At 60.9% G+C, this 11,482-nt stretch carries 12 protein-coding genes and 1 tRNA gene; 9 read left to right on the top strand and 4 right to left on the bottom strand.

All coding sequences use genetic code 11. From position 1 onward, the window contains the following. Positions 1 to 831 precede the first annotated feature (831 nt). The 5 genes from NUV89_RS01120 to NUV89_RS01100 all read left to right on the top strand — a co-directional run bounded on the left by NUV89_RS01120 (position 832) and on the right by NUV89_RS01100 (position 6,232). Positions 832 to 1,443, top strand: coding sequence for a LysE family translocator (locus tag NUV89_RS01120; protein WP_257779985.1), 612 nt, complete (start codon positions 832 to 834; stop codon positions 1,441 to 1,443). 317 nt (positions 1,444 to 1,760) lie between these two features. Further along, positions 1,761 to 2,054: a hypothetical protein gene (locus NUV89_RS01115; protein WP_257779984.1), complete on the top strand. Its 294-nt coding sequence runs from the start codon at positions 1,761 to 1,763 to the stop codon at positions 2,052 to 2,054. Positions 2,055 to 2,278: 224 nt separating this feature from the next. Further along, positions 2,279 to 4,993, top strand: a complete 2,715-nt coding sequence (mgtA, locus tag NUV89_RS01110) for a magnesium-translocating P-type ATPase (protein WP_257779983.1) — start codon at positions 2,279 to 2,281, stop codon at positions 4,991 to 4,993. 63 nt (positions 4,994 to 5,056) lie between these two features. Further along, a complete protein-coding gene (locus NUV89_RS01105) occupies positions 5,057 to 5,404 on the top strand; it encodes a DUF2493 domain-containing protein (protein WP_017734238.1) in 348 nt (115 codons plus the stop codon). Between the two features lie 18 nt (positions 5,405 to 5,422). Further along, positions 5,423 to 6,232 carry a hypothetical protein gene (locus NUV89_RS01100; protein ID WP_257779982.1) on the top strand — a complete coding sequence of 270 codons (810 nt, stop codon included), beginning with the start codon at positions 5,423 to 5,425 and terminating at the stop codon, positions 6,230 to 6,232. Here NUV89_RS01100 and NUV89_RS01095 read toward each other — a convergent pair. Further along, a complete protein-coding gene (locus NUV89_RS01095) occupies positions 6,229 to 6,921 on the bottom strand; it encodes a tellurite resistance TerB family protein (protein WP_257779981.1) in 693 nt (230 codons plus the stop codon). The genes NUV89_RS01100 and NUV89_RS01095 overlap by 4 nt on opposite strands. 125 nt (positions 6,922 to 7,046) lie before the next feature. Here NUV89_RS01095 and NUV89_RS01090 point away from each other — a divergent pair, with 125 nt between their 5' ends. Next, entirely contained in the window at positions 7,047 to 7,574 is a 528-nt protein-coding gene (locus NUV89_RS01090; protein WP_257779980.1) for a DinB family protein, read from the top strand. 2 nt (positions 7,575 to 7,576) lie between these two features. Here the strand turns inward: NUV89_RS01090 and NUV89_RS01085 are convergent, their stop codons facing one another. After that, entirely contained in the window at positions 7,577 to 8,035 is a 459-nt protein-coding gene (locus NUV89_RS01085) for a GFA family protein (protein WP_257779979.1), read from the bottom strand. 134 nt (positions 8,036 to 8,169) lie between these two features. On the opposite strand from NUV89_RS01085, the gene NUV89_RS01080 reads away from it, so the two are divergent. Both NUV89_RS01080 and NUV89_RS01075 read left to right on the top strand, forming a co-directional pair. Beyond that, positions 8,170 to 8,451: a hypothetical protein gene (locus tag NUV89_RS01080; protein WP_257779978.1), complete on the top strand. Its 282-nt coding sequence runs from the start codon at positions 8,170 to 8,172 to the stop codon at positions 8,449 to 8,451. Positions 8,452 to 8,647: 196 nt separating this feature from the next. Continuing rightward, positions 8,648 to 8,734, top strand: a tRNA-Leu gene (locus NUV89_RS01075). Between the two features lie 62 nt (positions 8,735 to 8,796). Here NUV89_RS01075 and NUV89_RS01070 read toward each other — a convergent pair. Further along, positions 8,797 to 9,399, bottom strand: a complete 603-nt coding sequence (locus NUV89_RS01070; protein ID WP_257779977.1) for a hypothetical protein — start codon at positions 9,397 to 9,399, stop codon at positions 8,797 to 8,799. A 73-nt stretch (positions 9,400 to 9,472) separates the two neighbouring features. Further along, complete coding sequence (hpaR, locus tag NUV89_RS01065; protein WP_257779976.1) at positions 9,473 to 9,895, bottom strand: homoprotocatechuate degradation operon regulator HpaR; 423 nt, start codon at positions 9,893 to 9,895, stop codon at positions 9,473 to 9,475. A gap of 206 nt (positions 9,896 to 10,101) precedes the next feature. Between hpaR and NUV89_RS01060 the strand changes: the two genes are divergently transcribed. Then, positions 10,102 to 11,358, top strand: a complete 1,257-nt coding sequence (locus tag NUV89_RS01060; RefSeq protein WP_257779975.1) for an OprD family porin — start codon at positions 10,102 to 10,104, stop codon at positions 11,356 to 11,358. The last annotated feature ends 124 nt before the right edge of the window (positions 11,359 to 11,482 follow it).

The following is an 11,482-nucleotide window of genomic DNA, read 5'->3' as shown; positions in this document are numbered from 1 at the left end:
TAAAAATGTGGGAGTTGTCGAGCTTTAGCGAGGCTACGAAGGCGGCCGCATGGCCGATAGAGAGGGTGCCTGTGCCGCCGTCTTCGCAGGCAAGCCAGCTCCCACAGTTGAGCGGGTTCACAGGTAAAAATGTGGGAGTTGTCGAGCTTTAGCGAGGCTACGAAGGCGGCCGCATGGCCGATAGAGAGGGTGCCTGTGCTGCCGTCTTCGCAGGCAAGCCAGCTCCCACAGTTGACCGGGTTCACAGTTAAAAATGTGGGAGTTGTCGAGCTTTAGCGAGGCTACGAAGGCGGCCGCATGGCCGATAGAGAGGGTGCCTGTGCTGCCGTCTTCGCAGGCAAGCCAGCTCCCACAGTTGACCGGGTTCACAATTCAAAATGTGGGAGTTGTCGAGCTTTAGCGAGGCTACGAAGGCGGCGGCATGGCCGATAGAGAGGGTGCCTGTGCTGCCGTCTTCGCAGGCAAGCCAGCTCCCACAGTTGACCGGGTTCACAATTCAAAATGTGGGAGTTGTCGAGCTTTAGCGAGGCTACGAAGGCGGCCGCATGGCCGATAGAGAGGGTGCCTGTGCTGCCGTCTTCGCAGGCAAGCCAGCTCCCACAGTTGAGCGAGTTCACAGGTAAAAATGTGGGAGTTGTCGAGCTTTAGCGAGGCTACGAAGGCGGCGGCATGGCCAATAGAGAGGATGCCTGTGCTGCCGTCTTCGCAGGCAAGCCAGCTCCCACAGTTGACCGGGTTCACAATTCAAAATGTGGGAGTGTTAATCGCAAAAACTAGAACTGTCCCATCCAATCTGGCTATGCTCGTGCCCTTTCTCGAAAGGACGCGGGCATGCTGACGATCTTCTTTTACGCGCTGGTATTTGGTTTTGTGTTTTGCCTGTCCCCAGGCGCTGTGCTGGCGGAGACCCTGCGCCGTGGCTTGCTCCAAGGTTTCACCCCGGCGTTGCTGGTGCAAATCGGCTCGTTGGTAGGCGACGCGGTCTGGGCGGTGATCGGCCTCACCGGCATCGCGCTGCTGATCCAGCATGACGCCGTGCGCGTGCCGCTGACCGTTGCCTGCGCGTTGTACCTGGCCTGGCTCGGCGTGCGCAGCCTGATGGATGCGTGGAACCTGCCGCAAGCCGACAACGCCCCCGCCAGCTCGGCGAAGAATGCATTGGCGGTGGGCGCGACGATTTCCCTGGCCAACCCGAAAAACATCGTCTACTGGGGCGCCCTGGGCAGTGCACTGTCGGGCATCGTCGGCGCTACGCTGAGCCATGGGCAGACGCTGATGTTTTTTGCCGGGTTCATGCTCGCCTCAGTGCTGTCGTGCTTTCTGATTGCCGGGTTGGTGAACCTGTTGCGCCAGAACGCATCACCGACTTGGCAGCGCATCAGTTACGGCGCCTGTGGCGTGGTATTGATCTACTTGGCCGTTCTCGCGGCACAGGGCATTTGAAGTTATATATCGAGCAACTTCCAAGTGCCTCTTGTCTGAATGAACTCTGAACAACGGATAATTTAATTAATCATCCGTTGACATTTTGTAACTGCCTGAGTAGATTGCCCGTGCCCGCAACTGGGGCCTTTTTTAAACCTCACAAAAGAAGCCAATGGACACAGTATCTAGTCGCTGTCCGAGCACCGCCTTTGCGGGCATCGGGCGCCCAACCCAGAATATGACAGGACTCGCTTCCCGGTCCGGTAAGCTGCGCTAGAGCTCGATGCTCCACCGTAACTGCCTCACCGGTCGCCCGTCCGGTCCCGAGGTGTGTTATGACCTTCCAAGCCTTTGTTTTACATGATGTTCGTGCGCTAGCCGCAGCCCTGCGCGCCAAGCTGTGCCGCGAGCCTGTAGGGTTTTCCCCGACACGCCCGGCCTTTGCCACACCCTCCCCTCAAGTGCGCCCGGCTCACCCGCTGGCGCATTGGCGTATCTGCTCGCAAAGCGGCCAACTGGTGCAGCACTGGGATCACGCCGACCCGCAGGACCCACAGAGACCGACGGTTTCCAGCCTGGCACAAGCCGGCCTGCTGCTCGGTTTCTACCTGAGCGCGCGCGCCGCCTAATCCAGCTGGAAACAGCAACTAACTGACTAATAGCCTGGAGTTCTTTATGAACTATTCCAGTTGTAATCCGCTGCGCGCTAGTTAACTAACGCCGCCGCAATAAGTTGTCCAGACACTTTATTTAAACCGATCGCGAAGTCCGCGGCTCGGCATGCTTTCGCTCGCCTGTCAGCAGGTAAGTACCGGGTATGTTTTGTCGAGAATTGGCGACAGGAGTACACACCATGAGCGCCGTAAAAAACACGCCACTGCACAAGAAATCCACCCCCGACGCCGACACCAAGCTGTCGATGCGCGCCGCCCGCGAAGCCCACAACGGCCTGTCGGCCACCCTGGCCAACGTGCGTGCTACCCAAGATGGCCTGACCGAGCTGGACGCCGCTGCACGCCTGCACCGCGAAGGCTACAACGAAGTGGCCCATGACAAGCCGCCCCACGCCATCGTGCAGTTCCTGCAAGCGCTGAACAACCCGTTCATCTACGTGCTGCTGACCTTGGCCGGCATCAGCTTTGTCACCGACTATTGGCTGCCGCTGCAAGCCGGTGAAGAAGTCGACCTGACCAAAGTCATCATCATCATGACCATGGTCCTGCTCAGCAGCCTGCTGCGCTTCTGGCAGGAACACCGCTCGGCGAAATCCGCCGAAGCCTTGAAAGCCATGGTACGCACCACCGCCACCGTGCTGCGCCGCGAACAAGTCGGTGCCCAGCCGACCCTGCGCGAAGTGCCGATGCGTGATCTGGTGGCCGGCGACATCGTGCAGCTATCGGCCGGTGACATGATCCCGGCCGACATCCGCCTGATCGAATCCCGCGACCTGTTCATCAGCCAGGCCGTGCTCACCGGCGAAGCCTTGCCGGTGGAAAAATACGACACCCTCGGCGACGTCACGCAAAAATCCGCCGCGCCCCCGGCCGCCGACCAAGGCAACCTGCTGGACCTGCCGAACATCTGCTTCATGGGAACCAACGTGGTCAGCGGCCGGGCCAAGGCCGTGGTGGTTGCCACCGGGCCACGCACCTACTTTGGCTCGCTGGCCAAGGCGATTGTCGGCTCGCGGGTGCAGACCGCGTTCGACCGTGGGGTCAACAGCGTCAGTTGGCTGCTGATCCGTTTCATGCTGGTGATGGTGCCGATCGTGTTCCTGCTCAACGGTTTCTCCAAGGGTGACTGGGGCGACGCGTTCCTCTTCGCCCTGGCGGTTGCCGTCGGCCTCACCCCGGAAATGCTGCCGATGATCGTCAGCGCCAACCTGGCCAAGGGCGCCACGGCGATGGCCAAGCGCAAAGTGGTGGTCAAGCGCCTCAACGCGATCCAGAACTTCGGTTCGATGGACGTGCTGTGCACCGACAAGACCGGCACCCTGACCCAGGACAAGATCATCCTCGAACATCACGTCAACGCCTTTGGCCAGCGCGATGACGCGGTACTGTCCTTGGCGTGGCTCAACAGCCATCACCAAAGCGGCATGAAAAACCTGATGGACCAGGCCGTGGTGCAGTTCTCGGAGCAAAATCCGAAGTTCCAGGTGCCGTTTGCCTACAGCAAGGTGGATGAATTGCCCTTCGACTTTGTCCGCCGTCGCCTGTCCATCGTGGTCAAGGATGCGGCTGACGATCAGTTGCTGGTGTGCAAGGGCGCCGTGGAGGAGATGCTGAGCATTTCCACCCATGTGATGGAAGGCGGCGACGCCGTACCCCTGGATGAGCGCCGCCGCAATGAGTTGCTGGCACTGGCGAACGACTACAACGAAGACGGTTTCCGCGTGCTGGTGGTGGCCACTCGCAACATTCCCAAGGCCCTGGCCCGCCAGCAATACACCACTGCCGATGAACGCAACCTGGTGATCCAGGGTTTCCTGACCTTCCTCGATCCACCCAAGGAAACTGCTGGCCCGGCGATTGCCGCGCTGCAACAAATCGGCGTGGCGGTCAAAGTGCTGACCGGCGACAACGCCGTGGTCACCAGCAAGATCTGCCGCCAGGTCGGCCTGGAGCCAGGCCAGCCACTGCTCGGCGCAGAAATCGAAGGGATGGATGACGCCACCCTGCTGCGCCGCGTGGAAGAACGCACGGTATTCGCCAAGCTGACCCCGCTGCAGAAATCCCGGGTGCTCAAGGCCCTGCAAGCCAACGGCCACACGGTGGGCTTCCTCGGTGACGGCATCAACGATGCACCGGCACTGCGTGACGCTGACGTGGGCATCTCGGTGGACAGCGGCACCGACATCGCCAAGGAATCGGCGGACATCATCCTCCTGGAAAAAAGCCTGATGGTGCTGGAAGAAGGCGTGCTCAAGGGCCGCGAAACCTTCGGCAACATCATGAAGTACCTGAACATGACCGCCAGTTCGAACTTCGGCAACGTGTTCTCGGTGTTGGTGGCCAGTGCGTTTATCCCGTTCATGCCGATGCTGGCGATTCACCTGCTGCTGCAAAACCTCATGTACGACATCTCCCAGCTGGCCCTGCCGTGGGACAAGATGGACAAGGAATACCTGGCCAAGCCACGCAAGTGGGACGCGAAAAACATCGGGCGCTTCATGATCTGGATCGGGCCGACCTCGTCGATCTTCGACATCACCACCTTTGCCCTGATGTGGTACGTGTTCAGCGCCAACAGCGTGGAGATGCAGACCCTGTTCCAGTCCGGCTGGTTTATCGAGGGGCTGCTCTCGCAAACCCTGGTGGTGCACATGTTGCGCACCCGCAAGATCCCGTTCTTCCAAAGCACCGCCGCGTGGCCTGTGTTGATGATGACCGGCGTGGTGATCGCGCTGGGGATCTACGTGCCGTTCTCGCCGCTAGGCACCCTGGTCGGCCTGCAACCGCTGCCGCTGGCGTACTTCCCATGGCTGGTGGGCACCCTGCTCAGCTACTGCTGCGTCGCGCAACTGATGAAAACGATCTACATCCGCCGCTTCAAGCAGTGGTACTGATCCTCCCGCCGTTCAAACGGTGGCGGTCGCCCGGCCGTCACCGTGCATTACAAGGATTCGAATATGCGCGTCTTGATCTGTGCAGGTCGTCATTACGCCGACACCAAGAAGTCCCGCCAAGTGCTGGACGCTTACCACCGCCTGCGCCCGGTGCAGGTATTGATCCACGGCGGCAACCAGTTCCTCGGCAGCGACGTCGAGGAGTGGGCGCGGGAACTGGGGATCGACGTGGTGCGCTACCCGCCCAACTGGCAACGCCACGGCAAGCAGGCGGAACGCCAGCGCAACCATTTCATGCTGGCCGACAGCCGGCCCGACGTGGTCATCGCCCTGCCGGGTGGTGACGACACGTCGGAGCTGGTCTGCCAGGCCAAAGCCAGCGGCATTTCGGTGCTGACCGTAGAAAGCTGAATTCACGCGAGGTGCATCATGCACAACCAACACACGCCGCAACGCCCGGATGGGTTTGCCAAATACCGTGCGCGTCACTATCGCGGCGCACGTCACACTTTGTTGCTGTTGCCGCCGCCCAAGCGCCGCGCACTGCGACGCAACCTGGTATTTATCGGCTTGACCCTGGCCGTGCTGCTGCTCATTGCGCTGCTGTCCAAGGCCCATGCCGCCGGCGGCGCCTACGTGGTCGACGATGGCGCAATCAATGCGCCGGGCACCTGCAACGTCGATGCCTGGTTCAGCGCCAAGCGTCACGAGGGCCGCGACCATAGCGAAACGCTGTCGCCCGCGTGCACCTTCAGCGCCTTGCCCTCGGTGCAATGGGGCGCGGCCCTCTCACGGGCCGGCGGCGAAAGCCAGATCAGCCCGCAACTCAAGGCACAGGTAGTGTCGCGGGAAGACTTGGGGTTGGAGATGGCCGTGGCCGCCGGGGCGCACGTTGCGCTGGATCGTCGGCACGCCTTTGACGGGGCGGACCTGAATCTGCCGTTGACCTGGCAGCCCTGGCAAGCGCTGCGCCTGAACCTGAATGCCGGCTGGACCCACGCCTACGATGATGGCGAGCAGAACCATCGACTGACCTGGGGCAGCGGCTTTGAATATCAATTCGCGCCCGCCTTTACCTTGATCGGCGAGCGCTACGGCCAGCGCGGCGGCGACCAGGCCTGGCAGGCCGGGCCGCGCCTGCACCTTGGCGAGTTTGTCGATGTGGACCTGATCGTTGGACGCAGCCTGAGCGGTGACCGCGATCAATGGCTGACCACCGGCGCCACGTTGCGCTTCTAGGCTTTTGCCTGTTGCTCCAGGTGCAGTTGCAACTGCGGGTCGAGTTGCAGCTGCGCCGCGAGGTCGTCGAGGTAGTTGCGTTCGGCGTCCTGCTGGTCGTCCACCAGCATTACGCTGGCCAGGTACACCTCGGCAGCCACGGCCGGGTCACGGGCAAATTCGGCGAAATCCGCAGCATCCAGAGGCTTGGCGACTTCGGCGTCGAGCCACTGTTGCAACTGCGGGTCGTCGGTGTGCTGACGCAGCTCGTTGGAAATCATCTGCTGCTCTTTTTCATCAATACGCCCGTCGGCCTTGGCCGCCGCGATCAGGGCACGCAATACCGCATGGCTATGGGCTTCGGCCTCGGGGCCGTCGAGTTGGTCCGCCGTCTGGAAGGCGGCTTGCGGCTGGCTGGCCTGCTGGCTCTGCCAGGCCTGATACGCCTGGAAGGCCATCATGCCCAGCGACGCCAGTGCCGCGTAATTCATCCCGCCAGAACGCCCTTGCGCAGGACGTGCAGCCGCCCCGCCGCCCAACAGGCCGCCGAGCCCACCCAGCAACCCGCCTAAACCGCCACCCGCCGAGGCATTGCCGGTGCTGGTGCCTTTCAATAAACCGCCGAGCAACCCACCCAGGCCGTTGCCCGAGCCACTGCCGCCCGATTGACCGGCGCGCAGGAGTTGTTCCAGTAGATCGCTAGTGTTCATGCTGTGACCCTCCGAGGGCGCACTGTTGGCGTCTAACAACCATAGCCCGCGCCTGCCGGAACACCATGACCGCCGAGCGGGCGCGGCTTATGATGGCGCCACCATGCTTTCGAGAGAGCAACCCCGTGAACCGGATTGAACACATCACGCTGATGGCAGGCTACAACCAGTGGATGAACCAAAAGGTGTATGACGCCGCCAGCCACCTCACGGACGCGCAACTGCAGGAAGATCGACGGGCCTTTTTCGGCTCGATCCTGGGCACGCTAAACCACCTGGCCCTCGGCGATACGGTGTGGCTCAAGCGCTTCGCCCGGCACCCGGCGGGTTATTGGGCGCTGGCGCCGCTTGAGGCTGTCGCCATGCCGAGCGATCTCAAGCACCTGGCCTTTGCCGATCTGCGCACACTTGCCGCCTACCGCGTCTGGCTGGACCAACTGATCGTCGACTGGGTCAACACCCTGCAAGCGCCCGAGTTTGACCAGCGCTTGCAGTACCACAACATGCGCGGCGTCGCGGCCGACAAGGACTTTTTCAGCCTGTTGCTGCACTTCTTCAACCACCAGACCCACCACCGTGGCCAAGTGACCACGCTGCTGAGCCAGGCCGGTGTGGATGTGGGCGACACCGACCTGCTGGCCTTGATTGACTGAACTCAGCGCGCGGTGAACTCAGCGTAGGCCTGCAACAGTCGCGGGAACGCCTCCGGCTGCGGCAATCGCGCAAAGCTCTCGACAGCCGGGGTGGTGACCCAGGCCAGTTTTTCCCGGGTCCAGGTTTCCATGAAGGGCACGTAGTCGCTGGCGTTATCCAACAAGGTGGCGCGCACATTGACGAACTCATCGATGCCATGGGGACGGGTAAACAGCCAGCTCATGCAATGGGGGCAAAAGTAGTGACGGTCCACCCCGTGCAACCCACCAATCACCGGGCAACCGGCGGTGACGGTGAAGCCGCTGGCCGGAACCAGGGCGCTGAGGGAGAACGCGCTGGAGGACATTTTCTGGCAGCCGGTGCAGTGACACGCCATGGTAATCACCGGGGCCACGCTGACACTGAAACGCACGCGATTGCAGCGGCAACTGCCCTCGTGTGGCTGGGTTTCGACGCTCATCATTGCTTCCTTTTTATGATTGGGTGCGCGGCAGGGTACCAAACAAAAACGAACGCGGCTGTGCAGGCGGGGTCACAACGTTGAGGCTCCGGGAAAAACCTTCCCGCCCTCCCCTATAAGAAGGAGATGCTCGTATGGTCATTCACTTCAAGGTCGCCGGCCATCTTGCCTGCGGCCACCACGGCACCAACCTCCCCTCCAGCACCGAGCTGAACCGGGTCAAGTGCCGTACCTGCCGCAATACCGACGCGTACAAAGAAGCCCGCCGCACCCAACGCAACGCGGCCCGCCGTAGCGCTCGCCGCGCTAAAACCCACACCGCCGGCGACTGGCGCAGCGCGTGGACCCAGCGCCTCACCGACCTGCCCGGCTTGCAGCGTTTACCACGGGGCTTCAGTGGGCAGCCATTCGTGTAAAGCCAGCACGGCGCCTGCCCGCGCGGGCGCCGCTTCCATTTGCCAGGCAGCGCTTCTGAACTCCACCAGAAATCCCGTGTAGATCACTGATCTATCGAGCTTTTTCCTGCACGCATGAGCACCATAAAGGTGCTATTCGAACTTGCACCGAAGCGCCTGGGCCTATATATTCCCAACCCTGCTGCACCGCGCTACCGCCCGAATGGCGAAACTGGTAGACGCATGGGACTTAAAATCCCCCGCTCGTAAGGGCGTCCCGGTTCGATTCCGGGTTCGGGCACCATCTATATCAAGGGCTTGCGTGATTAACTTCATGCAGGCCCTTTGTGTTTCTGCTCCGCAATGCTAGAAAAGCTGTTTCATAAATTCCTGAGTCGTTACGTCCAACCCACGATCTTCACCGAATACAACTTTAACCCCATCATTTGCCCTTAGCAGCATCTCACTGTGCATACCAAGAGCGGCCTCTTGATGGTAATACTCGTACCGCTCCTGCATGTATTTATCCTTGTCGGCTTGCAGGCGTTCAGATGCCAGGGCCTTGCGGTTCGGATCCGTCTCTTGGGCTAGAGCGCGCTCATCCTCTTGCAGACGCTGCGCAGTTATTCCGAGTCGCAAATCTGCCTTACGAAAGCGCGTCTGGGTGCGTATGACGTTCAAGGCACGAGTTGTGAACTCTATTGCCGCCTCTCTTTTCGTCTCGGCGCCCGACCAATCGGCAGATTGCATCTCGAGCAGGTCGGCCGCCAGCTCATTCACAGCATCCTCACCGCGCGCCAAGTAGCTGGACAGGTCTAGTCTCGGTTCCCGTTTAAACGCAAGCAAATGCATGGACACCATTGATGACGCTTTTGCCACGTTATCCCGGCTATGCAGTTCGCTCCATCTATAAGCGGCTGCTCCACATCCGAGAATGACCAGTAAAAGCATGACGATAGTTTTTTTCATAGATCCCTCCATGGCCCCCTTTGAAACCCGCCTCCTGGCGGTTTTTTCCGTTTGATCGTCACACACTGCCACATCAAGGCTTGATCTTTTTCAGCTCGCCCAGCAACTCAAGCAACTGCTGCATGTTGTCTTCCCCGAACTGGCGCTGGATCTCCAGATAGCCGCGCTCCATGCCCTCGCTCATCGACAGGAAGCACTGGTGCCCCTGCACCGTCAGGCTGAGAAAGATACGCCGCTGATCCTCGCTGGATTTACGCCGTGCCACCAGTCCATCGCGCTCAAGGCGTTTCAACACACCGCTCATGCTGGGTTTGAGAATGCACGCCTGGTTGGCCAACTGATGGCTTTCCAGTTCGCCCTGCTGACGCAAGATGCGGATCACCCGCCATTGCTGCTCGGTCAGGTCGTGTTCGTTGAGCCCTGGACGAAAGAAGGCCATTGCGGCCTCGCGTGCCTGGAGCAGTGTGAGGGTCAGAGAAGGTCTGGGATTGGCCATTTCGTGTGCGCGCTGTGGAAGAACGGTCAGATTAAGGTCGGCAGCCCTCGGGTGCAACAGCGGGGCAGGCGGCATGTTGCTCAAACCCTACGAAGCGTTGCAGGAAGGCTTTGCTTTTTTGCGATATCGATAATATGTTAACGACACAAAGGGGCACCCATAGTCCCTGCCAACGATCCCAATAAAAACAACAAGGAATCACCCTCATGCGCGTCAGCACCCGCAGTGCTTTGGCCTCACTGAGCCTGTGCACCACCGCCCTCCCGTTCCATGCCTTTGCCGACTTTATCCAGGACAGCAAAGCCACGCTAGAAACCCGTAATTACTACTTCAACCGCGACTATCGCCAGGCAAATGCGCCGCAAAGCCAAGCCACCGAATGGGCCCAGGGTCTGGTCTTGCGTTACGAGTCCGGCTTTACGGACGGCACACTGGGGTTCGGCCTGGATGCGTTGGGCCAGGTCGGGATCAAGCTTGACTCAAGTCCGGACCGCCACGGCACCGGCCTGTTGCCCTACGGCGCCAGTGGCCGGGCGCCCGACAGCTACAGCGAGCTGGGGCTGACCGGCAAAGTGCGCTTGTCGCAGACCGTGCTGAAAGTAGGCACCCTGCAACCGCAACTACCGGTGGCCGCGTTCAACGACACGCGCCTGCTGCCCTCGACCTACAGCGGCGAACTCATCACCTCCAAGGAATTCGACGGTTTGACCGTGAATCTGGGCCGCCTGGAACAACAGAACCTGCGGGACTCCAGCAGCAACGATTCCATGAGCTACGCCGGCGTCAACACCCGTTATCTCGACCTTGCCGGCGGCAGTTATGCGCTGACCCCCACGCTCACCGCGAGCTACTACCATGCGCGCATGAAGGACATCTACAGCCAGGACTTCGCCGGTTTTACCCACGATATGCCCTTGGGCGGCGGGGTCAGCCTGCGCTCGGACCTGCGCTATTTCGTCACCCGTGAAGACGGCGACCACCGCCTGCGCGCCGCCACCCGCGTGGATGGCGGGCGGATCAACAACCGGTTCTTCAACGGCATGGAAAGCTTGAGCATCGGCGGTCATCGGCTCGGCGTGGGTTATCAGAACCTCTCGGGGCAAGGCGATTTTGCCTACCCGGGCCTTGACCCCTATTCCGTCAACCTGGTCACCATCAACGTCTTCACCAAAGCCGAAACAGACGCCTGGCAGCTGCGCTATGACTATAACTTCGCCGCAATGGGCCTGCCGGGGCTGACCTTCATGACCCGTTACGTCAGCGGCTCCCACATCGACACCAACCGCGTCAGTGGCGGCACCGAGCGCGAGCGGGACACGGACCTGAGCTACGTGGTGCAGAGTGGCACGTTCAAGAACCTCAACATCCGCTTGCGCAATGCAACGCTGCGCTCCGGCGGCGGCTTGACCACCGACATCGACGAAACCCGGCTGATCGTCGGCTACAACCTGTCGCTGTTCTAAGGCCGTGGAAAGTGCAATCGATCCACCGTAAAGCGCATGTCCGTGCCGCGCAAAATCCATCAGCATGGGTCTCTCTTTCTTCAGCCGCGCCCTGCGCGGTTTTTTTCGCAGCCGTTGGATGAAG

Source organism: Pseudomonas sp. 18.1.10, assembly GCF_024655625.1.
In the GTDB taxonomy this organism is placed as follows: domain Bacteria; phylum Pseudomonadota; class Gammaproteobacteria; order Pseudomonadales; family Pseudomonadaceae; genus Aquipseudomonas.
The sequence above is the reverse complement of the archived record's forward strand: the minus strand, read 5'-3'. Positions and strand labels throughout refer to the sequence as shown.

Excerpts from the sequence above, each read along its gene's own strand:
- hpaR (WP_257779976.1), bottom strand. The coding sequence starts at position 9,895 with ATGGCCAATCCCAGACCTTCTCTGACCCTCACACTGCTCCAGGCACGC.
- NUV89_RS01100 (WP_257779982.1), top strand. The coding sequence starts at position 5,423 with ATGCACAACCAACACACGCCGCAACGCCCGGATGGGTTTGCCAAATAC.
- NUV89_RS01095 (WP_257779981.1), bottom strand. The coding sequence starts at position 6,921 with ATGAACACTAGCGATCTACTGGAACAACTCCTGCGCGCCGGTCAATCG.
- NUV89_RS01105 (WP_017734238.1), top strand. The coding sequence starts at position 5,057 with ATGCGCGTCTTGATCTGTGCAGGTCGTCATTACGCCGACACCAAGAAG.
- mgtA (WP_257779983.1), top strand. The coding sequence starts at position 2,279 with ATGAGCGCCGTAAAAAACACGCCACTGCACAAGAAATCCACCCCCGAC.
- NUV89_RS01060 (WP_257779975.1), top strand. The coding sequence starts at position 10,102 with ATGCGCGTCAGCACCCGCAGTGCTTTGGCCTCACTGAGCCTGTGCACC.
- NUV89_RS01080 (WP_257779978.1), top strand. The coding sequence starts at position 8,170 with ATGGTCATTCACTTCAAGGTCGCCGGCCATCTTGCCTGCGGCCACCAC.
- NUV89_RS01120 (WP_257779985.1), top strand. The coding sequence starts at position 832 with ATGCTGACGATCTTCTTTTACGCGCTGGTATTTGGTTTTGTGTTTTGC.
- NUV89_RS01115 (WP_257779984.1), top strand. The coding sequence starts at position 1,761 with ATGACCTTCCAAGCCTTTGTTTTACATGATGTTCGTGCGCTAGCCGCA.
- NUV89_RS01085 (WP_257779979.1), bottom strand. The coding sequence starts at position 8,035 with ATGAGCGTCGAAACCCAGCCACACGAGGGCAGTTGCCGCTGCAATCGC.
- NUV89_RS01070 (WP_257779977.1), bottom strand. The coding sequence starts at position 9,399 with ATGAAAAAAACTATCGTCATGCTTTTACTGGTCATTCTCGGATGTGGA.